This is a genomic window from Rhodococcus sp. SJ-2 (genome assembly GCF_053750035.1).
In genome coordinates, this window is sequence record NZ_JBSMJG010000002.1 from 85,534 (window position 1) to 110,305 (window position 24,772).

The 24,772-nt window shown below is 64.6% G+C and carries 22 protein-coding genes and 3 pseudogenes; 17 read left to right on the forward strand and 8 right to left on the reverse strand.

Features of this window, described 5'->3' with window-relative positions; translation table 11 throughout:
* Positions 1–11 precede the first annotated feature (11 nt).
* A complete protein-coding gene (locus ACSYG9_RS27475) occupies positions 12–488 on the reverse strand; it encodes an Lrp/AsnC family transcriptional regulator (protein WP_432679648.1) in 477 nt (158 codons plus the stop codon).
* A gap of 269 nt (positions 489–757) precedes the next feature.
* Here ACSYG9_RS27475 and ACSYG9_RS27480 point away from each other — a divergent pair, with 269 nt between their 5' ends.
* From ACSYG9_RS27480 to ACSYG9_RS27510, 7 genes are all read left to right on the forward strand, one after another.
* Positions 758–3,109 (forward strand): transketolase-like TK C-terminal-containing protein, encoded by a 2,352-nt coding sequence (locus ACSYG9_RS27480; protein ID WP_220667219.1) that lies wholly within the window; start codon positions 758–760, stop codon positions 3,107–3,109.
* 41 nt (positions 3,110–3,150) lie between these two features.
* Positions 3,151–4,296, forward strand: coding sequence for a 2-oxo acid dehydrogenase subunit E2 (locus tag ACSYG9_RS27485; protein WP_220667218.1), 1,146 nt, complete (start codon positions 3,151–3,153; stop codon positions 4,294–4,296).
* A gap of 32 nt (positions 4,297–4,328) precedes the next feature.
* A complete protein-coding gene (locus tag ACSYG9_RS27490) occupies positions 4,329–4,625 on the forward strand; it encodes a DUF3263 domain-containing protein (protein WP_432793393.1) in 297 nt (98 codons plus the stop codon).
* A gap of 125 nt (positions 4,626–4,750) precedes the next feature.
* Positions 4,751–6,469 (forward strand): acetolactate synthase large subunit, encoded by a 1,719-nt coding sequence (locus ACSYG9_RS27495; RefSeq protein WP_308257122.1) that lies wholly within the window; start codon positions 4,751–4,753, stop codon positions 6,467–6,469.
* A 381-nt stretch (positions 6,470–6,850) separates the two neighbouring features.
* Positions 6,851–8,473 (forward strand): acyl-CoA carboxylase subunit beta, encoded by a 1,623-nt coding sequence (locus ACSYG9_RS27500; protein WP_432677242.1) that lies wholly within the window; start codon positions 6,851–6,853, stop codon positions 8,471–8,473.
* Positions 8,470–8,745, forward strand: a complete 276-nt coding sequence (locus tag ACSYG9_RS27505) for an acyl-CoA carboxylase subunit epsilon (RefSeq protein ID WP_220667294.1) — start codon at positions 8,470–8,472, stop codon at positions 8,743–8,745. The genes ACSYG9_RS27500 and ACSYG9_RS27505 overlap by 4 nt, the downstream gene beginning before the upstream one ends.
* Positions 8,746–8,755: 10 nt before the next feature.
* Positions 8,756–10,555: an acetyl/propionyl/methylcrotonyl-CoA carboxylase subunit alpha gene (locus ACSYG9_RS27510; protein WP_432677245.1), complete on the forward strand. Its 1,800-nt coding sequence runs from the start codon at positions 8,756–8,758 to the stop codon at positions 10,553–10,555.
* Positions 10,556–11,000: 445 nt separating this feature from the next.
* On the opposite strand, the gene catA is transcribed toward ACSYG9_RS27510, so the two are convergent.
* The 4 genes from catA to ACSYG9_RS27530 all read right to left on the reverse strand — a co-directional run bounded on the left by catA (position 11,001) and on the right by ACSYG9_RS27530 (position 14,831).
* The gene (catA, locus tag ACSYG9_RS27515; RefSeq protein WP_432677247.1) at positions 11,001–11,852 is read right to left on the reverse strand and encodes a catechol 1,2-dioxygenase; all 852 of its coding nucleotides are present in this window, start codon (positions 11,850–11,852) and stop codon (positions 11,001–11,003) included.
* 322 nt (positions 11,853–12,174) lie between these two features.
* Positions 12,175–12,654, reverse strand: coding sequence for a flavin reductase family protein (locus ACSYG9_RS27520; RefSeq protein ID WP_454843062.1), 480 nt, complete (start codon positions 12,652–12,654; stop codon positions 12,175–12,177).
* Positions 12,655–12,768: 114 nt separating this feature from the next.
* Complete coding sequence (locus ACSYG9_RS27525; protein WP_220667249.1) at positions 12,769–13,569, reverse strand: alpha/beta fold hydrolase; 801 nt, start codon at positions 13,567–13,569, stop codon at positions 12,769–12,771.
* Positions 13,566–14,831, reverse strand: coding sequence for an LLM class flavin-dependent oxidoreductase (locus tag ACSYG9_RS27530; protein WP_220667250.1), 1,266 nt, complete (start codon positions 14,829–14,831; stop codon positions 13,566–13,568). The genes ACSYG9_RS27525 and ACSYG9_RS27530 overlap by 4 nt, the downstream gene beginning before the upstream one ends.
* A 191-nt stretch (positions 14,832–15,022) precedes the next feature.
* Between ACSYG9_RS27530 and ACSYG9_RS27535 the strand changes: the two genes are divergently transcribed.
* The 4 genes and pseudogenes from ACSYG9_RS27535 to ACSYG9_RS27550 form a co-directional block, all read left to right on the forward strand.
* Positions 15,023–15,949, forward strand: coding sequence for a LysR family transcriptional regulator (locus ACSYG9_RS27535; protein ID WP_245687711.1), 927 nt, complete (start codon positions 15,023–15,025; stop codon positions 15,947–15,949).
* 115 nt (positions 15,950–16,064) lie between these two features.
* Positions 16,065–16,781 (forward strand): annotated as a pseudogene (locus ACSYG9_RS27540) (IS256 family transposase); the annotation flags it as partial.
* Positions 16,782–16,832: 51 nt separating this feature from the next.
* Positions 16,833–17,998 (forward strand): IS3 family transposase gene (locus ACSYG9_RS27545; RefSeq protein WP_112320133.1). Its coding sequence is split into 2 segments (ribosomal slippage): positions 16,833–17,105 and positions 17,108–17,998, totalling 1,164 coding nucleotides; the frame shifts between segments, so codons are not numbered across the junction.
* Between the two features lie 32 nt (positions 17,999–18,030).
* Positions 18,031–18,618: pseudogene (locus ACSYG9_RS27550) on the forward strand (IS256 family transposase); the annotation flags it as partial.
* 292 nt (positions 18,619–18,910) lie between these two features.
* Here ACSYG9_RS27550 and ACSYG9_RS27555 read toward each other — a convergent pair.
* Complete coding sequence (locus tag ACSYG9_RS27555; RefSeq protein WP_220667175.1) at positions 18,911–20,032, reverse strand: helix-turn-helix transcriptional regulator; 1,122 nt, start codon at positions 20,030–20,032, stop codon at positions 18,911–18,913.
* Complete coding sequence (locus tag ACSYG9_RS27560; RefSeq protein WP_220667174.1) at positions 20,029–20,340, reverse strand: hypothetical protein; 312 nt, start codon at positions 20,338–20,340, stop codon at positions 20,029–20,031. Before ACSYG9_RS27560 ends, ACSYG9_RS27555 begins: the two co-directional genes overlap by 4 nt.
* A 182-nt stretch (positions 20,341–20,522) precedes the next feature.
* Between ACSYG9_RS27560 and ACSYG9_RS27565 the strand changes: the two genes are divergently transcribed.
* From ACSYG9_RS27565 to ACSYG9_RS27590, 6 genes and pseudogenes are all read left to right on the forward strand, one after another.
* Positions 20,523–20,807: a multiubiquitin domain-containing protein gene (locus ACSYG9_RS27565; protein WP_220667173.1), complete on the forward strand. Its 285-nt coding sequence runs from the start codon at positions 20,523–20,525 to the stop codon at positions 20,805–20,807.
* A complete protein-coding gene (locus tag ACSYG9_RS27570; protein WP_220667172.1) occupies positions 20,782–22,041 on the forward strand; it encodes a ThiF family adenylyltransferase in 1,260 nt (419 codons plus the stop codon). The genes ACSYG9_RS27565 and ACSYG9_RS27570 overlap by 26 nt, the downstream gene beginning before the upstream one ends.
* Positions 22,042–22,079: 38 nt before the next feature.
* Positions 22,080–22,424, forward strand: a complete 345-nt coding sequence (locus tag ACSYG9_RS27575; protein WP_454843063.1) for a DUF6527 family protein — start codon at positions 22,080–22,082, stop codon at positions 22,422–22,424.
* Between the two features lie 25 nt (positions 22,425–22,449).
* Positions 22,450–22,621: pseudogene (locus ACSYG9_RS27580) on the forward strand (ATP-binding protein); the annotation flags it as partial.
* Positions 22,622–22,869: 248 nt separating this feature from the next.
* On the forward strand, positions 22,870–23,316 hold the full coding sequence (locus ACSYG9_RS27585; protein ID WP_064060139.1) for a type II toxin-antitoxin system RelE/ParE family toxin: 447 nt from the start codon (positions 22,870–22,872) through the stop codon (positions 23,314–23,316).
* A 90-nt stretch (positions 23,317–23,406) separates the two neighbouring features.
* On the forward strand, positions 23,407–23,733 hold the full coding sequence (locus ACSYG9_RS27590) for a helix-turn-helix domain-containing protein (RefSeq protein ID WP_064060138.1): 327 nt from the start codon (positions 23,407–23,409) through the stop codon (positions 23,731–23,733).
* Between the two features lie 13 nt (positions 23,734–23,746).
* On the opposite strand, the gene ACSYG9_RS27595 is transcribed toward ACSYG9_RS27590, so the two are convergent.
* Positions 23,747–24,772, reverse strand: a complete 1,026-nt coding sequence (locus ACSYG9_RS27595) for a hypothetical protein (RefSeq protein ID WP_220667170.1) — start codon at positions 24,770–24,772, stop codon at positions 23,747–23,749.

The window sequence follows — 24,772 nt, forward strand, 5'->3', positions numbered from 1 at the left end:
TCGACGACCCGTTACTCGGCGAGAAAGTCGAGTAACGGGCGGATCCGATAGTCCACCATCTCCCGCATCACCAGCGCCGTCGTGGTGCGTTTGACGCCTTTGATGTTCAGGATGTCCCCAGCGATGCGATACAGATCGTCTGCGTCCTTGGCTGCCACGTGCACAAGCAGATCCGCCACGCCGCTGAGGCCGTGCACCTCCAACACTTCCGGTATCGCATCGAGCGCCGCGCCGACCCGGTCGAGTTTGCGTTGCGTGACATTGGTGAGCACATACGCCTGCAACGGGTATCCGAGAATCGCCGGGTCGACCCGGCGTTCGAACGAGCGCAGCGCCCCTGCCTCGTCGAGCTTGCTCAATCGTGCCTGAACGGTATTGCGAGACAGACCGGTTCGCTCGGCTATCGCCATCACGGTGGCGCGAGGGTCATCGGCCAGTGCGGTCAGGATTCGAGCGTCGATCCGGTCGGCCCGGTGTGTGCTTGGCAAAGTGCCCACCTCGCTTCCCTCCGCACCCCGGATCGAAGTGCATATTGTTCATTTTCAGAGTCCAGTATTGCGCACACAGACACCCCCTGGTGGACTGGATGCACACCCCGCAGATCGGGAAAGCCTCCGCAGACACAATCCGATTGGCATTCCTGTTCCTTTGGCCGCTCGGCCGCGACGCATCCGTCGCCGGCCGAGCCGGCTCCTCAGCACCCGATGCAGTCGACCTGCCCGGTTCCGCGTGGTTGTCTTCGAAAGAGAGTTTCCCGATGTCCCAGCCTGTCTCCCATGACTCCGCCATTTCCCACTCGAGCGTTGACGCTGCGGTGTCGGAGGATCTCGCCGCACTCGAGGCGATCCGGCAGCGGGTGCTGTGGCTGTCGACCTCGATGATCCACCACGCCAATCGCGTGCGCCCGAACCCCACCGGCTTGAAGGTCGGGGGCCATCAGGCCTCGTGCGCCTCGATGGTCTCGATCATGACGTCGCTGTGGTTCGAGCACCTGCGCCCCGGAGACCGAGTGTCGGTCAAACCCCACGCTTCGCCGGTGCTGCACTCGATCAACTACCTGCTCGGCGACCTCGACGAGAAGTATCTGACGACCCTGCGTGAATTCGGTGGTCTGCAGTCGTATCCGAGCCGGTTGAAGGACCCCGACACCGTCGACTACTCCACCGGCTCGGTCGGTATCGGCGCCACCGCCCCGATCTGGGGCGCGATGGCCCGCCGCTACGTCGACACCCATCTCGGCGCCACCGGCCGCGGGCGGCAGTACTCGCTGGTCGGCGATGCCGAACTCGACGAAGGCGCCGTCTGGGAAGCCATCCTCGATCCGGGCATCGCCGACCTCGGCGAGGTGGTGTGGATCGTCGACCTCAACCGCCAGTCCCTGGACCGGGTCATCCCGAACATCGCCGCCCGGCGCCTGGAGAAGATGTTCGACGCCGCCGGCTGGCAGGTCATCACCGTCAAATTCGGCAAGCTCCTCGAAGAACTGTTCGCCCGCCCCGGCGGTGACGCGCTGCGCACCCGCATCCTCGACATGCCCAACCCGGAATATCAGCGGCTGCTGCGCTGCACCGCCACCGAGATTCGTGACCGACTGCCCGGCACCGGCCCCGACAGCACCCGGATCACCGAACTCGTCGCCACCCTGGACGACGCGACGCTCACCGCAGCGGTCCGCAATCTCGGTGGTCACGACCTGCAAGCGCTGTCGCAGGCGTACCGGCAGATCGACGATACCCGGCCCACCGTGATCATCGCCTACACCATCAAGGGCTACGGGCTGCCCACCGAAGGTCATCCGCAGAACCACTCGGCTCTGCTGACGGTGGACGAATACTCCCAGCTCGCCGCGACCCTCGACATGGATGCCCAGAATCCGTGGGGTCGTTTTACCGCCGATACCGGCGCGGGTCGGCTGTGCCAAGCGACCGCCGACCGACTTCACCGAGAGCCGGTGCCGGCGCTGCCCGACGTGACCATTCCCACCGATATCGGCCGAACCCCGAAGGGCACCGCCACCACCCAGGCCGCACTCGGCCGGGTGCTGCTGGACCTGACCCGTGAATCCCCCGACGCCGCACAGCGGGTGGTCACCGTCAGCCCCGATGTCAGCTCCACCACCAACCTCGGCGGTTGGGTGAACAAGGTCGGCGTGTGGTCGGCAGCCGAGCGGCACAACTGGTTCGCCGACGATCCCGAGACGATCATGCACTGGAACGAACGCCCCACCGGTCAGCACATGGAACTGGGCATCGCCGAAACCAACCTGGTCGGGCTGATCGGCGAACTCGGCGCCACCTGGAGCCGCTGGGGCCAGCCCCTGCTGCCCATCGGCGTGCTCTACGACCCCTTCGTCGAACGCGCCCTCGAGCCGTGGTCCTACGGCATCTACGCCGGCGGACAATCCATCCTCGTCGGCACCCCCTCCGGAGTCACCCTCGCCGCCGAAGGCGGAGCCCACCAGTCCATCAAGACCCCCTCGATCGGACTCGAACAACCCGGCTGCATCAGCTACGAACCCGCCTTCGCCATCGACGTCGAATGGACCCTGCTGGCATCGCTCGCCAAGCTCGGCCGCCCCGACGGCACCTCCGCCTATCTGCGGCTGTCCACCCGCCCGGTCGATCAGACCCTCGCCGCAGTGCCCACCGATCCGGCCGCCCGCGAACGCCGCCGCCGCCAGGTCGTCGCCGGCGGCTATCCGATCCGGCGCCATAACGACGCGCAGGTGACCATCGTGGCGATGGGCGCGATGATCACCGAAGCCCTCGCCGCCGCCGACCGACTCGAGACCACCGGGGTGCGCGCTGACGTGCTGTGCATCACCAGCCCCGGTCTGCTGTTCGAAGCCTGGCAGGCCCGCCAGGGCCGCACCTCGGCAGACAGCTGGATCCTCGACCAGCTCTTCCCCACCGACCGGGCCACCCCGATGGTCACCGTCCTCGACGGTCACCCGCACACCCTGGCCTTCCTCGCCGGCATCAACCGGGTGCGCAGCACCCACCTCGGGGTCTCACGCTTCGGGCAGGTCGGCTCGCTCGACGATGTCTACCGCTACCACGGCATCGACGCCGACAGCATCGTCACCGCCGCCCTCGACATCCTTCCCTGACCGGTTATCGGTCGAGCAACACCAGGAACTGAGAGACCACTATGAGCACCGAACAACTCGCCGGCACCATCGTGCACATGCCGGCCCTCGGGGAAAGTGTCGACGAGGGCACCGTCACCCGCTGGCTGAAACAACCCGGTGATCACGTCACCGCCGAAGAACCCCTGCTCGAGGTGGCCACCGACAAGGTCGACACCGAAATCCCCTCCCCGGTCACCGGTATCCTGCACCGCATCCTCGCCGAGGAGAACGATGTCGTCTCCGTGGGCGCCGACCTAGCCGTCATCACCGAAGCCGGCGCCGAGTCGACCCAGATCTTTTCTGCTCCTCCTGAATCGGCACCCGCTGCGCAACCTGCGTCTCCTCCCGCAGCGGTGCCCCCGGTTCCGGTGACGACTCCCCCTGCTGTTCGGTCGTCACCGGAACCGGACCCCACCTCTCCGGTCGCTGCACAACCCACGCCGGATTCGGGTGGCAGCGTGGTGGAGAAGCTTCCCCGGATCCGGCAGACCATCGCTCGCCGCATGGTCGAATCTCTGCAGGTGGCAGCGCAATTGACGTCGGTGGTGGAGGTCGATTTGACCGCGATCGCCACTTTGCGGACGGCACACAAGGATGACTTTCATGCGCGGACCGGCATCAAACTGTCGTTCCTGCCGTTCTTCGCCAAGGCCGCGATTGCAGCGTTGGCGCAGCACCGCGTGCTCAATGCCGCGCTGAACCCGGCGGTCACCGAGGTGAGCTACTTCGCGCACTGCCACCTCGGTATGGCCGTCGACAGCGACCGCGGGTTGATGGTGCCGGTCATTCGCGATGCCCACCTCATGAGCATCGAACAACTTGCCCGCGCGATCGCCGACAAGGCCGAACGCGTCCGCACCGGCCGGATCTCCCCCGACGAGTTGTCCGGCGGCACCTTCACCCTCACCAACACCGGCAGTCGCGGCGCTCTGTTCGACACCCCGATCATCAACCAACCCCAGACCGGCATCCTCGGCACCGGGACCGTCGTCGAACGCCTCGTCCCCACCCGCCACGACGGTGGGCTGCGCATCGACGTGCGCTCGATGGCCCACCTGTCGCTGAGCTACGACCACCGCATCGTCGACGGCGCCGACGCAGCCCGCTTCCTCACCACGGTCAAACACACCCTCGAACACGGATTCACCGCAGCCGACCTGTCGTAACACCCTGGCACCTTCGCCGGAGAGGAGACACAATGACACCCGACGCACGGGCCATGGTCGACTTCGTGCTCCGCTGGTCATCCTTCGACGACGGAGACGAATACATCCTGCCCGAGTTCGGCCTGACCCCCACCACGTTCTACCGCCGTGTCCTAGCCCTACTCGCAGCCCCCACAGACGAGCTCGACATCTCGACGTGTTCGTTGCTCCGAGAAATCTGCATAGCCAAGCTGCCCGGCCCGACGCGACGCGCACATACCGGCACCACGAACACGACGAACCGAACCGACCTTCCTTCTCTTCCGGCGACCGCAAAGAAAAACTCGTGAACCCACCCACCGCCCTCATCCCACTCGCACCGGCCGACACCAACCCGGCCGGGCCTCCTGCGGAACCTGCCCGCGCGACAACAAATCCGCCCTCCACACCGGTCCCGGTCACCGGCGCACAATCGGTGGTGCGGTCCCTGGAAGCACTCGATGTCGAGATCGTCTTCGGCATCCCCGGCGGAGCGATCCTGCCGGTCTACGACCCCCTGCTCGACTCCCCCCAGGTCCGGCACGTCCTCGTCCGCCACGAACAAGGCGGCGGCCACGCCGCAACCGGCTACGCCCAGGCCACCGGCAAGGTCGGCGTGTGCATGGCCACCTCCGGGCCCGGCGCGACGAACCTGGTCACCGCGCTGGCCGACGCCCAGATGGACTCGGTGCCCGTCGTCGCGATCACCGGCCAGGTCGGACGGCCCCTCATCGGCACCGACGCCTTCCAGGAAGTCGACATCTGCGGCGTCACCATGCCGATCACCAAGCACAACATGCTCGTCACCGACCCGTCCGAGATCCCGAAAGCTTTCGCCGACGCCTTCCACATCGCCGCCACCGGGCGGCCCGGCGTGGTGCTGGTCGACATCCCCAAAGACGTCCTACAAGCCCGCACCACTTTCTCCTGGCCTCCGGAACGCGCACTGCCCGGATACCGCGTCGTCACCCGGCCCCACCCCAGACCGATCCGGGCCGCCGCCGACCTGATCGCCGCAGCCGAACGCCCGGTGCTCTACGTCGGCGGTGGAGTCATCAAATCCGGTGCAGCACCGAAGCTGCGTGAACTCGTCGAGTTGACCGGCATCCCCGTCGTGACCACCCTCATGGCGCGCGGAGCGTTCCCCGACAGCCACCGGCTGCACTACGGCATGCCCGGTATGCACGGCACCGTCGCCGCCGTGGCCGCCCTGCAACGCAGCGACCTGCTCATCGCCCTCGGCGCCCGCTTCGACGACCGGGTCACCGGCGAGCCGACATCGTTCGCCCCTCGAGCCAAAGTCATCCACGTCGACATCGACCCCGCCGAGATCGGCAAGAACCGACACGCGGACGTCCCGGTCGTCGGAGACTGCACGAACGTGCTCAACGCCCTGATGAATCAGATCCGCACCAACTGCTCAGACGCTGGCGGTTTCGGTCTGGCCGACTGGCATAACGAGCTCGACCGGATACGCGACAGTTACCCGCTCGGCTACACCCGCCCGTCCACCGGCGCTCTTGCGCCCGAACGCGTGATCGAGGCGATCGGGCAGGCTGCCGGTCCGGAGGCCATCTATGCCGCCGGGGTCGGACAACACCAGATGTGGGCCGCACACTTCATCACCTACGACAAACCCCGCACCTGGCTCAACTCCGGCGGCCTCGGCACCATGGGCTACGCCGTCCCCGCCGCGCTCGGCGCCAAACTTGGCGCTCCCGACCGCGAAGTGTGGGCGATCGACGGCGACGGCTGCTTCCAGATGACCAACCAGGAACTGGCCACCGCCGCCATCGAAGGTGTCCCGATCAAGGTCGCCGTCATCAACAACGGCAACCTCGGCATGGTCCGGCAGCTCCAGCACGTTCATTACGAAGGTCGCTATTCGAGCGTCGACCTCGCCACCCACACCCGACGCATCCCCGACTTCGCCCTGCTCGCCGAAGCACTCGGCTGCGTGGCCCTGCGCTGCGACCACGAAGACGACCTCGAAACCACCATCGCCCAGGCCCGAGCCATCACCGATCGTCCCGTCGTCATCGACTTCATCGTCGACGACACCGCCCTGGTGTGGCCGATGATCGCAGCCGGCACCAGCAACAACCACATCATGCTCGCCGAAGGGATCCGGCCGTTGTTCGACGAATCCGATTAGCGGCTCACAGACAAGGGCAGGGACCGGGCGAAGCCAAGCAGTGCGCAATTCGACCTGCTTACAACGCCGAATATCACGCTGGCGGTTGCCTATCCAACGGTGACGATGACGTTGATGAGGTGATGGATCCAGTGCACGGACTACTCCTAGGAGCGCACACGTGCTGGGTCGATGTTCTATGCGGTCCCTCGAAAGGGACCGGTTCCGGTCCGGAACACCGATGCGCAGTATCGGCACACTGTTGTCCCGCCCGGATGGGATGGCGTCCGACGCACTCATGACATACCCGAACACATAGCAGCGATCCGCTTTCTGTCGCCACCTGCGCATACATAGGAACACCGGCGCGGCGTCGACACCTGAGGACAAGAACGGCTACCGATGACAGCGACAGATTCTTTCGCACTTCCCGATATCCACACCACCGTCGGCAAACTGGCCGACCTGCGCAACCGTCAAGCACAGGCCAAGGTCCCGGTCGGTGAGGCCGCAGTCGAGAAGGTTCACGCCAAGGGCAAGCTGACCGCTCGCGAGCGCATCCAGGCGCTCCTCGACGAAGGATCGTTCGTCGAGCTCGACGCCCTCGCTCGCCACCGCAGCACCAACTTCGGCCTGGCCGACAACCGTCCGCTCGGCGACGGCGTCGTCACCGGCTACGGCACGATCGACGGCCGCGACGTCTGCGTCTTCTCGCAGGACGCCACCGTCTTCGGCGGCAGCCTCGGCGAGGTCTACGGCGAGAAGATCGTCAAGGTCATGGACCTGGCCCTCAAGACCGGCCGTCCGCTGATCGGCATCAACGAAGGCGCCGGCGCGCGCATCCAGGAAGGTGTCGTCTCCCTCGGCCTCTACGGTGAGATCTTCCACCGCAACGTGCAGGCCTCCGGTGTCATCCCGCAGATCTCGCTGATCATGGGCCCCGCGGCCGGTGGTCACGTCTACTCCCCCGCGCTCACCGACTTCGTCGTGATGGTCGACCAGACCAGCCAGATGTTCGTCACCGGCCCCGACGTCATCAAGACCGTCACCGGCGAGGACGTCACGATGGAGGACCTCGGCGGCGCCCACACCCACATGGTCAAGTCGGGTGTCGCGCACTACGTCGCCGACGGCGAGCAGGACGCCCTGGACTACGTCAAGGATCTGCTGTCCTACCTGCCGAGCAACAACCAGGCCGCTGCACCGCGCCTCGCGCCGAGCGACCCGATCGAGGGTGCGATCGAGGACTCCCTCACCGCCGAGGACATCGAGCTCGACACGCTCATCCCGGATTCGCCGAACCAGCCGTACGACATGCACGAGGTCATCCGTCGCCTGCTCGACGACGACGAGTTCCTCGAGGTCCAGGCCGAGCGCGCGAAGAACATCATCGTCGGCTTCGGGCGCGTCGACGGCCGCAGCGTCGGCATCGTCGCCAACCAGCCCACGCAGTTCGCCGGCTGCCTCGACATCGACGCGTCCGAGAAGGCCGCGCGCTTCGTCCGCACCTGCGACGCGTTCAACGTGCCGATCATCACGCTCGTCGACGTTCCCGGCTTCCTGCCCGGCACCGAGCAGGAGTACAACGGCATCATCCGCCGCGGCGCCAAGCTGCTCTACGCCTACGGCGAGGCGACCGTCGGCAAGATCACGGTCATCACCCGTAAGGCCTACGGCGGCGCGTACGACGTCATGGGTTCCAAGCACATGGGTGCCGACGTCAACCTCGCGTGGCCGACCGCGCAGATCGCCGTCATGGGTGCCTCCGGCGCCGTCGGCTTCGTCTACCGCAAGCGCCTGCTCGAGGCCGCCAAGAACGGTCAGGACGTCGACGCGCTGCGCCTCGAGCTGCAGAACGAGTACGAAGACACCCTGGTGAACCCGTACGTCGCCGCCGAGCGCGGTTACGTCGACGCGGTGATCCCGCCGTCGCACACGCGCGGACAGATCGTCTCCGCGCTGCGCCTGCTCGAGCGGAAGATGGTTTCGCTCCCGCCGAAGAAGCATGGAAACATTCCGCTGTGACCGCGGTGACGGAACGGGCCGACGTCGACGCTCAGTCGGACGAGGCCGTACTGCTCGGCACACCTGTGCTGCACCACGATCCGATCGTGTTCTCCGGCAACCCCTCCGCTGAGGAGATCGCGGCGGTGCTCATCGTGTTCGCCGCGGCGGGCGCTGCCCCTGCCCCCATGGCACCCGTCGACGAGGAGGCGTGGGGGGCTCCCTCTCAGATGATGCGGTACGGGTTGTCTACGGCGCCCACCACTTTCGTCAATGCTCGCTGTGTTCGATGAAGGAAAATCGATGACTTACTCTCACAAGCATTCTTATAGTCAGATCACGAAGGTGCTCGTCGCGAATCGCGGCGAGATCGCTGTGCGGGTCATCCGAGCCGCCAAGGACGCGGGCTACGGCAGTGTCGCCGTCTACGCCGAACCGGACGCAGACGCACAGTTCGTGAAGCTCGCCGACGAGGCGTTCGCGCTGGGCGGCACCACCTCGGCCGAGTCCTACCTGGTGTTCGACAAGATCCTCGACGCCGCCGCCAAGTCCGGCGCCGACGCCATCCACCCCGGCTACGGCTTCCTCTCCGAGAACGCCGACTTCGCCCAGGCCGTGATCGACGCCGGCCTCATCTGGATCGGCCCCTCGCCGCAGTCCATCCGCGACCTCGGCGACAAGGTCACCGCCCGCCACATCGCCGAGCGCGCCAAGGCTCCGATGGCGGCCGGCACCAAGGACCCGGTCAAGAACGCCGACGAGGTCGTCGAGTTCGCCGAGAAGTACGGCGTGCCGGTCGCGATCAAGGCCGCTTTCGGCGGTGGTGGACGCGGCATGAAGGTCGCGCAGACCATCGAGGAGATCCCCGAGCTGTTCGAGTCGGCCACTCGTGAGGCCGTCGCCGCCTTCGGTCGCGGCGAGTGCTTCGTCGAGCAGTACCTCGACAAGGCCCGCCACGTCGAGGCCCAGGTCATCGCCGACCAGCACGGCAACGTCATCGTCGCCGGCACCCGCGACTGCTCGCTGCAGCGCCGCTTCCAGAAGCTCGTCGAGGAGGCCCCCGCGCCGTTCCTGACCGACGAGCAGCGCAAGCGCATCCACGACTCCGCCAAGGCCATCTGCCGCGAGGCCGGTTACTACGGCGCCGGCACGGTCGAGTACCTCGTGCAGGGCGACACCGTCTCCTTCCTCGAGGTCAACACCCGCCTGCAGGTCGAGCACCCGGTCACCGAGGAGACCGCCGGCATCGACCTCGTGCGTCAGCAGTTCCGCATCGCCAACGGCGAGAAGCTCGAGCTCACCGAGGACCCGACCCCGCGCGGCCACAGCTTCGAGTTCCGCATCAACGGTGAGGACGCCGGTCGCGGCTTCCTCCCCGCTCCCGGCCCGATCACCGTCTACAAGGAGCCCACGGGCCCCGGCGTGCGTGTCGACTCGGGTGTCGTCGCCGGCGACGTCATCGGCGGTCAGTTCGACTCGATGCTCGCCAAGCTGATCGTCACCGGTGAGACCCGCGAGCAGGCGCTGCAGCGTGCTGCCCGCGCGCTGGCCGAGTTCGAGGTCGAGGGCCTGGCCACGGTGATCCCGTTCCACCGCCACATCGTCGAGAACCCGGCGTTCGTGGGCGACGGCGAGAAGTTCGACGTCTACACCAAGTGGATCGAGAACGAGTGGGACAACACCATCGAGCCGTACACCGGTGGTGCCCCGATCGAGGACGAGGACGAGGCCCTGCCGCGGCAGAACGTCGTCGTCGAGGTCGGCGGACGTCGCGTCGAGGTGTCGCTGCCCGGGCAGTTCTCGCTCGGCGGTAACGGCGGCGGTGCCGGCGCGATCCGCAAGAAGCCCAAGCCCCGCAAGCGCGGTGGCGGCGGCGCCGGCAAGGCGTCGGGCGACGCGGTGACCGCACCCATGCAGGGCACCGTCGTCAAGGTCGCGGTTGCCGAGGGCCAGGAGGTCGCCGAGGGCGAGCTCATCGCCGTGCTCGAGGCCATGAAGATGGAGAACCCGGTCAACGCCCACAAGGCGGGCGTCGTCACCGGCCTCGCGGTCGAGCCGGGTGCCGCGGTCACCCAGGGCACCGTGCTCACCGAGATCAAGTAACACGGAGATCAAGGCGATGTCGCGCCTGCGGGACCGAGGTGCCTGCACCTGGGCACCTCGGTTCCCACAGAGGTTGTGGTGGGTCGGATCTCGGTACTTGCTCAAAGGATGTCGCACGGCAGGTGGGCACGCCACGAGGTTGACCAGCCACCAAGAAGACGGCCGCTGAATCCGCATTGCTGCTGTCGGCTGCGAGAGCTGCGGTCCTCCCATCTCGCCGTACCTCTTGCGGCGGGGATGCCTCAGTGGAGGCGATCACTGTTCGGGGTGAGGAACCCCAGCGAGGAGCCCCAGCGAGGAGCCATCTGCCAAACCGCGAAACGGCGATGCACGCGATGCTCGTAATGCACGCTGTGCGTGACATGCGTGCGATGCATGCCCTGCGTGCACCGCTCCCAACCCGCACTCTCGTTCGGATGTGATCAGGCCGCAGCCGCGGTCCGGATCACGCTTCCGGGTCGAGCACGAAGTTGTAGGTCACCTCGGCGATGCCGTCGGCGTTGGGCTGCGGATCCAGAATGAGCTCGGGCTTGACGGCCGTGGCGACGTCGTCCTCGACCCACTCGCCGCCCTTGAAGTACAGCTGGGTGGTGATGGCGCGCTTGCCGGGAGCCTTCACCATGAGGTGCAGGTGGGCCGGACGCCAGGGGTGTCCGCCGTAGGAGCTGATGAACCAGCCGGTCGGTCCGTCGGCCGGGATCTTGTAGGGAGCCGGCTTGAGCGTGGTGATCTCGAAGTTGCCGTTCTCGTCGACCTCGACGGTGCCGCGCAGGTTCCACTCGGGGATGCCGGGGGCGAATTGCGAGTAGAAGCCCTCTTCGTCGGCGTGCCACAGCTCGACGGTGGCGCCGTGCAGGCCTTTGCCCTCGAGGTCGGTGACCTGGCCCTTGAAGACCAGCGGCGGCGCGACCTTGTCCTTCTCGCGCATCGGCATCGTGCACTTGGCCGGGAGCTTCGGGCTGTCCGGGACGTAGTAGGGGCCTTCGATGGAGCCCTTGGTGCCGGTGAAGCCCTTGCGGTTGTAGTGCACCTTCTCGATCTCGTGCTCGACGAAGACGTCCAGCCACAGCGGCCACTCGCCGTACTCACCCACGTCGATGAGCCACTGCTTGAGCACCCGGTACTCGTCGTAGGTCACCTGGTGCTTGTCGACGATGCCGGCGAGAGCGTCCAGCAGGTCCTTGTAGATCGCCGACGCGCGCTCGACCGAGGTGTCGGACGTGACCCGCTCGGACTTGAACTTGTCGGTCGCAGCGTTGCCGGACCCGTGGGCGGTGGGGTTCTCCATGGTGGTCATGGCTCTCCTCGTGAAGGACTGAACTGTACGAAATGAATCCATCCGAGACATGGAGGCGTAGTGCCACTATCCTGCGTTCGAACGGAGAGTGAACTACCCGTCTCTTGCCCGGGGTGAAGAGGTATCGTCCAAACCTGCTGCAGTACATCAGCATTAGTGAGTCCAGGAACACTCGACACCGATGCATAGCTGGGCTTGGCCCGAACCGTTGCGCTGCGCCGTGCAGGACCATGCATCGCTTTCGCTAGCTAAAGGGTATGGGCGTCATACCAAAAATCGTCTTCAATGACGGCGGGCAGCGGATGCCGAACGGACGGGTTGTTCAGTCCGGTGTGCCGCTCCCGTGCAATTGGGAAGTTTGTCCGCGGTAGTACACCAGGGGCCGGTTGTCGCTGAAGTCGACGTGGGTGACGCGGCCGATCATGCCGAGATGGTCGCCGGCTTCGAAAACATGGTCCTGTTCGCACAGGATCGTGGTCACTGCGTCCTTGATGGTGGGGATGCCGTGGTGGTATTCCCATTCGCCGACTTCGAATTTCGCTCCGTCGATCCGGGCAAATCCGTGGCAGATCTCGGCTTGGTCCTCGGCAAGGACGTTGATGCAGAAGCATTCGCTGCGGCGCAGTTGGGCGAATGTCGATGAGCCGGAAAAGGCGAAGAATGCCACCAGAGGCGGGTCGAGGGAAACCGAGGTCAAAGAGCCGATGGTCATCCCGACCGGTTCCCCGTCACAGAGAGCAGTCACCACTGCGACCGAGGTCGGTACACGGCCCATGGCCCGGCGAATCGTTGCCGCATCCACGTCTTGGTCCTTGTCCTGTGGAAGAGCGCGCATTGAATGTTGCACTGCGGTGGTCATAGTTGGTCTCCTGGTCTCTCGGGGACCCGGCAGGGATGACATCGGCATCTGCTCGGGTCAGAGGAGGAACTTGTCGACGGCCTCAAGGGTTTCGTCGAGCTTTTCCACCTGAGGAATGTGCCCACAGTCCTCGATGATGGTCACGGTGCTGTCGGCGATGAGTTTGTGGAACTGTTCGGCGTAGATCGCGGAGACGAGTCGGTCCTCACGGCCCCACACGATCAAAGTTGGTGCGACGACGCGGTGCAGTCGGTGACGCAGACCCCGGTCGGGGATGGGCCAGGCAAACTTGCCGGTGCACCCGAAGGCCCACACCATGGCGGCCGCGGCAGCCTGCTGTTGTTCGATGTCATCAGATGGTGCAAGCATCGCCTGGGCTGCCGGGCTGGTGGGGTCGTGGAACAGCAAGGCCGGGAGCTGCTCGGGCGGGGTGGCGATCCAGTTCGCAGTCGGGGCAGCCTCGCTCCACAGTCCGATCGGATCGAGCAGAATCAGTTTCTCCGGCAACGCCGGGAACGCGGCAGCGAGTTCGGCCGCGAGCATGCCGCCGAAGGACTGCCCGACCACCACGGGGCGATCGAGTCCGAGCGCGCGGATCAGTTCCTCGTAAGCGAGCACCATGTCGCTGAGGGTGTCGATGGTATGGATGGCATATGGATTACCGTCGGTGGTTCCAGGGAACTCCGGAGCGTAGACGGTGTATCGCGAGGCCAAGTGGGACAGGAATGGATCCCATGCCAGGCCTGCAGCTGGGTGCAGATACAGCAGCGGCGTTCCGGCGCCGGCGATCTTGACGGTGATGGTCAGTCGGCCGCCCCAGACGTCGACGGTCTGTTCGGTGATGGAGGGGGTGCTCATCGGGCGTTCGCTCCTGCCTGCGTCGCGGTGGTGTAGGAGATGGGGGTGCCGCCGAGCCGGCGCGGCCACCAGTGATGCTGATGATCGGTATCGGTCCACAAGGTGCGCAGTCGGGGCAGCACTTCTTCGGCGAACAGTTGGATGTTCTTCATCACCAGGTGGCGAGGGAGGGAGCCGAAGCCCAGCATGGCGTGGAGGTTGCCGATGCCGTATTCGCGGCAGAAGTCGAGTAGTTGCTCGGCGACGGTGTCGGGGCTGCCGACTACGACTACTCCCGCGTCGACCAGGTCGTGGAAGGCGGCGGTGCGCATGCGGTGGTACAGACCGAAGTCGCCGGGATCCTTGATCAGAGCTTTGACGCCGTTGATGTCGATAGCTCCGGGCAGACCGAGCTTCTCGATCGGAATCGAACCCAAACCTTTCCGGAACGCGTATTCGGCGTGCGGGCCGTACTCGATCTCGGCACGCTCGTCCGTTTCGGAGACGGCAATGGTCTGCAAGAACCCGATACGGTAGGGATTTCGGGCCACCCCCGCCTCGTCGGCTTGTTCCCACATCCGGTCGAAGATGCGCTTACCGGTCAGTTTGGCACCGAACCAGCTCAGATAATTGAACCCGAAGCCACGATCGAAACACATCCGCATGGTGCGGGGGTTGCCGATCCCGGTGATCCACACCGGGACGTTCTCCTGCAGCGGCCGTGGCCACATGTTCACCATCGGGTACTGCGAGTAGCGACCGTTCCAAGCGAACGGATCCTGCTCGCGCCAGGCACGCAGCACCAATTCGAGGTTCTCGTCGAAGCGGGGGCGGACCTCGATGGGCGGGACACCGTTGTTGATGTTGGCGTCGTAGCTCAACCCCACGGTCAGCCCGGCCACCAGGCGACCGCCGCTCATCACGTCGATCATGGCGTACTCTTCCGCGGCGCGGAGCGGCTCGCGGGCCTTGCCCAACGACCGGCCCATCGGGTACACCGCCACCTCGAGCCCCTCAGCCTCGGTCATGTAGGCCAGTGCACTCGAGATCAGATCCGGATTCGGGATCATGTCGTAGCTGCTTTGACCATGCTCGGTGACCGCCACACCATCGAAACCACTGCGCGCACCGTGCATCAGCTCGTCCATGAAGTCCCGAATCGACGAGTACATCCCGTCCCGGGTGACGAGCGAGTACGGAATGCTGCACACCGACTCGTACTTGCTCTCGAAATCATCCGGAAGGTACCGGTACGGCGCCTGCAGGAACAGGTTGACTTTCACGTTTTCTCCTTCGCCAGAGGGACGGGCCGATAGTTGTCCCGGAACCGAGAGCGTTTCCTTGCTTGTCCGCTCTGTGATCCACCTCTCATGTCGAAGGCTATGGACAGGCCATCTAGATGTCCAACACTTGTTTTGTGAGCCATTGAGATTTTCTGTGTCTGAATACAGAATTCGGTATGGAGATGCGCCACATGAGGTACTTCAGCGCGGTCGTCGAGGAGGGTAACTTCACTCGGGCCGCCGAACGGTTGTCCATGGCTCAGTCGCCGCTGTCCCAGCAGATCCGTGCACTCGAACGCGAACTCGGCGTGCAGTTGCTCGAACGCACCACCCGCTCGATCACGCTCACCGCAGCGGGCCGGGTGTTCTACGACCGGTGCGTTGCGCTGCTCGACGACGCCGAAGACGCCATGGAATCCGCACGAAAAGCCGATCGCGGGGAAATGGGCGCACTGTCATTGGGATTCACCGGATCGGCCACCTACGATCTGATGCCCAATCTGGTGCGGGCCTACCGTGAGCGCAATCCCCTCGTCGAACTCACCCTGCGCAGCGAAATGCTCACTCCAGCTCAGGTCGATGCGCTGCTCGACGGCACCTTGTCCGTCGGCCTGCTGCGCCCTCCGGTGAAAAGTCCCGGCATCATCGTCGAGCTGCTCCGTCATGAACCACTCTTGGTCGCCTTACCGGTACAACATCCTCGTGCCATCGCCACTGCGATGGACCTGCGCGACCTCACCGCGGAGGCCTTCATCGGCTACTGCGACCCCTCCACCATGCACGACACCCTGATCGCCGCGTGCGAACAGGTAGGCTTCGTCCCTTCCGTTCGCCAACAGGTAGCCGAGACCTCCACCCTGGTTGCCCTCGTCGCTGCAGGCCTCGGCGTCGCACTCGTACCGGAATCGGTACGCCATCTACGCATGAACGGAGTTACCTACCGTCCATTGAGGACCCCGACGATGACCGTGCCCCTGGCGTTGGCCTACCGCGAAGACACCATCGCCCCCCTCATCCGCCGCTACCTCGACACCGCTCGCACAGTCCTGCGCAGTAAGAAGCTCCTCGACCCGATCCCTCACGTCGACACCTTCGGCCAGTACATCGACACGCTCTGAAATCGACTCGACGCTCCGGTGGTGCCTTTACGGCATTGCGACGCCCGCTCCCCCGGCCGATAGGTGATCGGGACTGTAAGAACAACGGTGTAACTCTGAAAGGAGATGCACCACCATGACCGATGTGATTGATCGTGAGGACGAATCGAACTCGGCACCTGTGGGTGTCAGCGATGCCCGGCTGCAGGAACTGGTGGATCAGGCGCGGGCCGAAGGCCTCCAGCTCACCGGCGAGGGCGGGTTGCTGGCGAAGTTGACCAAGCTGGTGGTGGAGTCCGCCCTCGAGGGCGAGATGGACGACCACCCCGGCTACGGCAAGAATGACCCGGCCGGCAGGGGCAGCGGCAACTCCCGCAACGGCAGACGCGCCAAGACCGTGCTGACCGAGGCCGGCCCGGTCGAGCTCGACGTACCCCGGGACCGGGAGTCCTCGTTCGAGCCGAAGATCGTGGCCAAGCGGCAGCGGCGGCTGACCGGGGTGCAGGACATGGTGATCTCGCTGTCGGCCAAGGGACTGACCACCGGTGAGATCTCTGCGCACCTGGCCGAGGTCTACGGCGCCGAGGTGTCCAAGCAGACGATCTCGACGATCACCGAACGGGTGATGGACGGCATGGCCGAGTGGCAGAACCGGCCGCTGGACCCGGTGTATCCGGTGCTGTTCATCGACTGCATCCACGTCAAGATCCGCGACGGCAACGTGGCCAACCGGCCGATCTACGTCGTGATGGGGGTGACTGTGGACGGCACCCGCGACATCCTCGGATTATGGGCCGGCGAGCACGGCGACGGGGAGGGGGCGAAGTATTGGCTTGGGACTGCTGCACGGATAGGTGACATCTGAACTGTGGTGCCGTGAGGCACTGCTGGAAGGATGGACCCCGTGCCCAAGCCCTATCCGAAAGAGTTCCGCGACGACGTCGTCCGCGTGGCCCGCAACCGCGAACCAGGTCAGCACCTGCGGCAGATCGCCGCCGACTTCGGCATCAGCGAATCCTGCCTGACCAACTGGCTCAGGAATGCCGACGTCGAGGACGGCACCAAGCCAGGGACGACGAACGAGGAGTCCAGAGAGAACCGCGAGCTGAGAAAGCGGATCCGGTTGCTTGAGCAGGAGAACGAAGTGCTGCGGCGGGCCGCGGCGTATCTATCACAGGCGAATCTTCCGGGAAAATGATGTACCCGCTCGTCCGCGAGCTGGCCGCCGGCGGGATTCCCGTCGCGGTGACGTGCCGGGTTCTGGGGATCGCGCGCCAGCCGTACTACCGGTGGCTCGCCGACCCGGTCACCGACGCCGAACTCGAGGAGGCGTACCGGGCGAACGCCCTGTTCGACGCCCACCGCGAGGACCCGGAGTTCGGCTACCGGTTCCTCGCCGACGAAGCCCGCGATGCGGGCGAGTCGATGTCGGACCGCACGGCGTGGCGGATCTGTTCGACCAACAGGTGGTGGAGTGTGTTCGGCAAGAAACGTGGCTCGAAGAAGGGCCGCTCCGGGCCGCCGGTGCACGATGATCTCGTCGGCCGCGTCTTCACCGCGGATGCTCCAAACACTTTGTGGCTCACCGATATCACCGAACACAGAACCGAGGAAGGCAAGCTCTACCTGTGTGCGGTCAAGGACGTGTACTCGAACCGGATCGTCGGCTACTCGATCAGCGATCGGATGAAATCCCGTCTGGCTGTCACGGCCCTCGAATCGGCAGTGGCACGGCGGGACTCGGTTGCCGGATGTGTGGTTCATTCCGACCGTGGATCGCAATTTCGCAGCCGGAAATTTGTCCGCGCCCTCGCCCGCCACGACCTGGTCGGATCGATGGGTCGGGTGGGTGCGGCCGGCGACAATGCCGCGATGGAATCGTTCTTTGCGCTGCTCCAGAAGAACGTCCTCGACCGGCAGAGATGGGCCACACGCGAGCAGTTGCGCATCGCGATCGTGACTTGGATCGAGCGGACCTATCACCGCCGGCGACGTCAGCTCCGGCTCGGCAGATTGACGCCTGTCGAGTTCGAGACCATCATGACCACACCAGCCACACAGGCTGCGTGACCGAATCTGTCACCGGATCGTGCAGCAGTCCCCTTCGGGTGTTGTCGGAGCTGAAGAATCGTGGTGTGCAGGATGTGCTGATCGTCGTGTGCGACGGTCTGAAGCATCTGCCCGACTCGATCGGGCAGGTGTGGCCGCAGACCATCGTGCAAACCTGCGTGGTCCACCTCCTCCGCAATACCTACGCCTACGCCTCCCGCACGGACTGGGCCGAGATCGCCAAGGACCTCAAACCGGTGTACACCGCGCCGTCGGAGCAGGCCGCGCTGGACCGGTTCGCCGAGTTCAGCGACAAATGGGAGAAACGCTATCCCGCGATCATCCGGCTCTGGACCAACACCTGGGCCGAGTTCGTGCCGTTCCTGCAGTTCGACAACGCCATCAGACAGGTCATCTACACGACCAACGCCATCGAAAGTGTCAACGCCCGAATCCGCAGGGCCGTCAAGGCCCGCGGTCATTTCCCGACCGAGGTCGCGGCCCTGAAATGCGTGTACCTGGCCATCATGAGCCTCGATCCCAAAGGCACCGCCCGCCAACGCTGGTCCAACCGCTGGAAGGCAGCACTGAACGCCTTCGAGATCACCTTCGACGGACGCCTGTCCGCTGGACGAAAGTAGCTACAGTTCAACCAGTTACACCGTTAACTTGACAGACCCTTCCTGGTGCTGGACTGACAGCACACGTGCTCTCGGTTCGATGCCGCTGTTCACACCGCCACCCCTGACATGGGAGTGGCGACTTCCGGTCTACCTCAACGGCGAGTACTAAAGCCCTTTTCGGGACGATCTGAGCGAGGGCACATTCGGACATCCATGGGAGCAAACCGTGTGTATATACGGCGAACGTCTTCTGAGGTCGTTGGGCCGGACCCTCGCGACGTGGCTGCCAATGAGATATCTGCCTGGCTGGTCACCAGGCCTCAAGGATGTGGGTCACAGTGGGTGCCTTTCGGGCGAGGGTGGTTCTCCAGTCGAGCCGCTTGAGATGCTGCAGGTGGCCGACCAGGACTATTGGCGCAATGCCTTCTCTAGCGGCGGTGTTCGCGATCCAAGGGGCACCGATGCGATGGGGAACCGTAGTTAGTCCGTTGGGAAAGACCCAGCTGCTTGCTTGGGTGTTCGCTGCCCGCTCCAGGTCGTTCTCCTCCTCATGCTGGTCCGCGGGGTCGTTTTGAGCGCCGTCGTCGAGCGACTCGACGATCAGTGTGTTTGCATCGACATGACCGAGTGCGATGTGTGCGATCTCGTGGAGCAAGGTAAACAGGACTTTGTCGAGGCGTTTGCCGCGTCCGGACAGGCCGATCACGGGGAAGCCGTCGACAAACATTGCACAGCCGTCGATCTTTGCGCCGGGCAGCGCTTCAACGTAGACGAGGTGCACACCCACTTCGGCCAGACGTTGCGGTAGGTCCGCGAACGCTTCGGGTGAGGTCAGGATTCGCGGCAGTGCCGCACCAAGTGACTTGAGAGGCTCAGGTGAGAACTTCTGCGGGGGCTGCTCTTCGCGAGCTTTCCTTCGAACACACGCGACCCACGCCATCTGTAAGGGAGCGATCGGTTCGTTCTCGTTCGACCGCTTGGCCGCCGCAACGAAACTGGGCTCGTCATCGAACGTGCGGATTTCGAAGAGCTCCAGGACCTCTGCTTCGAGTTCGTCGAGAGTGGCTCCCTTGAGAATGCCGCGCTTTTGCAGCAAAGAGACGGGGCCTTTGGTGTTGAGTCGTGCACGTCGGCGTACGTCGTTGAGCCGATGCTGCGTGACGTCGTTCTTTGCTTGCTCCGCCAACAGGTACTGGTCCTGGAGGGCAAGCCAATACTCGGGAGTGTGCCCGAGGGCCGCAGCTATCTGGGCCGCGGATTCTCGCGTGATTTCCTTCTTTCCAGTCACGATTTCGGAGACGAACTGTGTCGGTCGGTCGAGAACGGCCGCGAAGTCGGTTTGTGTCCATCCGCGGGCGTCGAGTTCGCGGCCAAGTATTTCGCCTACCGGTAAGAGAGCTGTCGGGGTCGGGGATGGTTTCGTGGTGCTCATCGGGGCGTTTCCGTTTCTGGGGTCAAGAGCTCGAAGGCCACTGTTATGTGGTTGTCCGAGGACTTGAAGGTGAGGGTGATCTGACGGCTCTCACCCAGTGGGGCCAGGGCGGTTTCAGGGCCGCCGCCCGGGCAGGGCCGTAGCCGCAGCAGGCGCATGTTTCGCAAGTCGGTGTCGAGCTTGGCGGCGCGTGCGCATTGGACCAGTAGATGGAAATCCGCGATCTCCTTTGGCGTCCATCCTGCGGGCCGGTAGTCGGCTTCGTGGGCCAGGCGCTGCAAGACCCTGTCGACGTACTGGCTGTCCATGTCGTCTTGTCTACATCACCGATGGGCTGATGGCGCACTGACGGTAACGCAATTCTATTACTTGCCGGTTACAGCTTGGTCGTTACTCGTAAGCGCGCCATCACCTAAGGGGTGAACGTCTATATGTTAGCATTCGAGTAGTGATCGGGATCCGGTCACATCGATGTGAAGAGGTGTGAGACATGACTACACAGGACCGGCCCCGTCAGTCGGAGGGCAACAAGAAGGACAAGGACTACGAGGTGGTGATCAACGGAACCCCCTTGAACCTCGACGAGGAGCGCGTCACCTTCGAGCAGCTGGCAGCTCTCGCCTTCCCGGGCCACGACCCTCAAGCGATGTTTACCGTCGCCTACCGCAACGCAATTGCTGCTCATGGCGGCAACGGCACCTTGGTGGCGGGGGAGTCAGTCAAAGTCAAGAAGAAGGGGACGAGCTTCGATGTCCGGCTCACGACTCGTTCGTAACAGCCCCGACCTGGCACGGCTCGTCGACGAGGGCTACACCGTCCGCATCCTCAACGGCCACCTCGTCATCGACGACATCCCGTACGTCGACGCCGACAAGACCATTCAGTGGGGTTCTTTCCTCTGCCCCCTGGACCTTGCCGGCGACCGGACAGCCAAACCGAGCAGTCACGTTATGGGCTTCGTCGGTACCAGCCCATGTGACAAGGATGGCCGGCCGATCTCCGACGGCTTCGCCAATCCGGGCCTGAACTCCGGATGGTCGGCTAGCCCGGAGCTGACCGCGTCGTTGGGATTCTCCCAGAAACCGCGACCCGACGGCTACTTGGATTACCACGAAAAAGTCACGACCTACGCTGCCATCCTGCTCGGCCCCGCCCAAGCCCTCGACCCGACGGTCACGCCGTGGAAGTTCAAGCCGCTCGCGAGCGACGAGGACGACGGGGTCTTTGTCTACCTCGACACCTTCTCCAGCCGTGCCGGAATTACCGACCGCAACCAAGCTCTTGCGCTGAAGAAGGTGGTCATCGTGGGTCTGGGTGGCACCGGTGGCTACCTCCTTGACCTCCTTGCCAAGACCCCGATCCTCGAGATCCACCTCTATGACGGCGACATCTTCGGCACCCACAACGCGTTCCGCGCCCCGGGTGCTGCGAGCCTTGCCCAACTGCAGGAAGGGATGAAGAAGGTCGACTACTACGCCACCACCTACGCGGCCATGCGGCGCGGGATCCAGCCGCACCGGGTGAATGTCACGCGCGAGAACGTCGGCGAAGTGCTCGACGCAGACTTCGTGTTTCTCGCCATGGACTCCGGTCCGGCTAAACAGATCATCATTGAGGCTCTAATCGCTGCCGAGGTGCCCTTCGTCGACACTGGCGTCGGGGTGAGCAACGATCCGGGCGGAATCGCCGGACAGATCCGCCTCACGACTTCCACCCCAGGTCGCAGCGATCATATTGTCCGTGACCGGCTCATCTCGACCGTGGCCGGTGACGATGCCGAGTACGACACCAACCTGCAGGTTGCGGAACTTAACATGGCGGCGGCCGTATTCGCGGTCCTCCGGTTCAAGAAGTTGCTGGGGTTCTACGCCGACGAGGAAGACGAGCGTCACTCGGTCTTCCGCATCGACACCAATGAGAACTTCAATCGCTACGGCACCTCGGATCGGGATCGCGCCGAGGCAGCGGAGGCAGACTTGAAGGCTGCCAGCGGGGAGGGCGCCGCATGAGGACCAAGCTGCGTCCTGTTTTTACTGACTACGTACCAGTGGACCTCGAAGAGGGATTGCTCTACGTCTCGATGCCGTACGCCACCGCAGTGCACCTATGCGCCTGCGGGTGCGGCGGTAAGACCGTCACCCCGTTGGCGCCATCGGGGTGGAAGCTCACCTTCGACGGGACCATCACACTGCGCCCCTCCATCGGCAACGGCCAGTTTCGGTGCCGATCCCACTACCTGATCACCGGCGATACCATCAGTTGGCTCTCGCCCATCGGTACGCTCGCCACACAGGCTGCCGCCGGCCGAGACCGACAAGCCGTCGCCGAGGAACATGCTCAGGCCATCCCGATCTGGCGCCGCTGGTGGCGCTGGTTCCGGAAGGGCACCTGATATAAGGACTTAACAGTAAATCAGGTGGGGTGAGGTCCTCGGCGATACGACCGTCGCCGCCGCGATGCTCGATCGGCTCCTACATCGGTCGGTGGTACTCAACCTCGACGGGGATTCCTACCGGCTGCGTGACCACCACGCCCGGTCGGAAAAACTCCGTCAAGCCACCCACCGGCACCCGGCAACCGCTACAGTGAACCCGCCCGCGAGTGGGCACTTTCGTCGAGCGCAAGTGAGCACCTTCGCTGAGCCTCATCACGACCATGTCCGGGTCCGTGACATGACCGTCACGCGTGTTCCTCGCCTACTCAATCCCACCCCGAGCACTCCATTCCCGAACGGAACTCGTGAAGGATCAAGCATCGAGCAGAAGTGGCAGAAATAGCGCGTCACTCGCAACGAGTGCTGCGGTCGAGTCGGCAAGCGCATCGATAGCATCCTGCACATGGCGGATCAGCGACCGACGGAGTGGACGATTGACGTCTGGGTGGACCCCAAAACTGGGCAGGCGCCCTTCGAGACATGGCTGATGAAGGCTGATCCGTACGACCAGGCCGTTGCGATCAAGGTGCTTGAGAAGGTCGTCCAGCCACTCGGTATGGACATTTGCAGCACAGAATGGGGTAAGGCTCTCGGCGGCGGACTCTACGAGATCCGCATCCGGACGTCATTGCATGGGGCCGAAACCTGGGGAGAGACCGACCCGGAGCCCGCTGACGACTCCAACCATAATCGCACGGTCCTTCTTCGGATCTTCACGACCTTCCATGGCTCCAAGATCGTGTTGTTGTTCAACGCGTACAACAAGGGCAAGGATCCTAGCGAGAAGCGTCAAGGCAAAGAGATCAAAAAGGCGCGTAAGTACCTGAAGGCCTGGAAGGAAGAAGGGTAAGTGAGCGCGGCCTCTTTGACGAATATGTGTTTTAGCACATACGCTGTGTAGTGCTAACTACTATCCGAGCCACGCGACAGGGAGGCGATCATGGGTACGCGACCATTCAGCGAGATCGCGAACACCGTCAAGTCAGAGTGGACTCCCGAGGTCAAGGAGTTTGCCGATCGTTTTGGCGCTGAACTCGAGGAGCAAGTACGCGATCAGGTCAAACTGGGCAAACAGCTAGCTGAGGCGAGGATTGCGGCCCGTCTCACCCAGGGCCAGCTGGCCACCCTTTCGCACATTGGGCAATCCGAGATCAGTCGAATCGAACGTGGTCTCGGTAACCCGACGCGAGACACTCTCATCCGCCTCACCGCAGCTATGGGGGCCGAACTCGCTATCGTCCCCTCTAAGCAGCTCGAGAACGCGTAGGCCACGGGCCCGACTATAAGGGATCTGCCAGTCCCTCCAGCACTTCCATCAGGTCCGCGAGGAGCGCATCGGCACGGACTTCGATCTCGTCGAAGACGTCGGTGAAATCCTCGAGTGCCTTGTGGTCGCGGCGGCGGGCGGCGGTGCCACGGTCGTAGTAGTCGGGGTCGAGATCGATGTCGGACTCCATCCAGGTTCCGGTGTCGTCCGGCTGGGGATCGGGCAGCGCCTTACGCACCGGGACACGCCCCGACAGATGCGCCCGGACCAGCGTCGAGACCGACTGCGGGGTCATCGATTGCGCGTGTGGGAGGTGCCCCCACCGGTCGATCGGACACAGCAACGGTTGCCGGGCCTGCTCCGCGTCGAGTGGATCGGTCACGATCTCAGTGGGGTCGGTGAAGTGGTGACGCAGCAGGTGCGTGCCCGGATACTGGTCGAGGAACGTCTGGATCTGCGCCCATCGCCGGTAGATCGTGACGGCCGAGGTGTCCCCGGTCGCAGGATCCGCTGCGAGACGGAAGCACTCACCGGCCCGGGTCGTAGCCACCAGGGTGTCGTCGGCCAGTCGGATGTCGCTGCGACGCAGCCGGGTGATGTCGGTGAAGCTCATGCCGGTAGCAGCCAGGACCAGCAGCAGGGCGTCGCGGCGGCCAAACAGCCCGCTCGGCCAGCCGGTGGTGGGCAACTCAACGGCTCGCTGCAGCAGTAACCGGCCGAGCCGATCGAGGCGCTGAGCACGAGTGGCATCGAGGTGCCGGCGCACCGTCTCGGTCCGCCCCGGGGCCGGGTAGCCGTGCCCGGTGTGGACGGCGTTGATCGCTGAGAGCCGGCGTCGCTGCGTCGCGACCGCGGCCGGGTGCTCGTGCAGGAACAACGCCAGAGTTTCGGGCGCGGCAGGGATGGGCCGGTGGTCGACTGCGGCGCACCAGTCGGCGAAGAGCGCCCAATCGTGCCGGTAGCGGGCGGGGATCCGCAGGCCCAACTGGGCATCGTGAATCTCGTCGTGGCCGTGGTTCTTCCGATCGGTGTGGGTCAT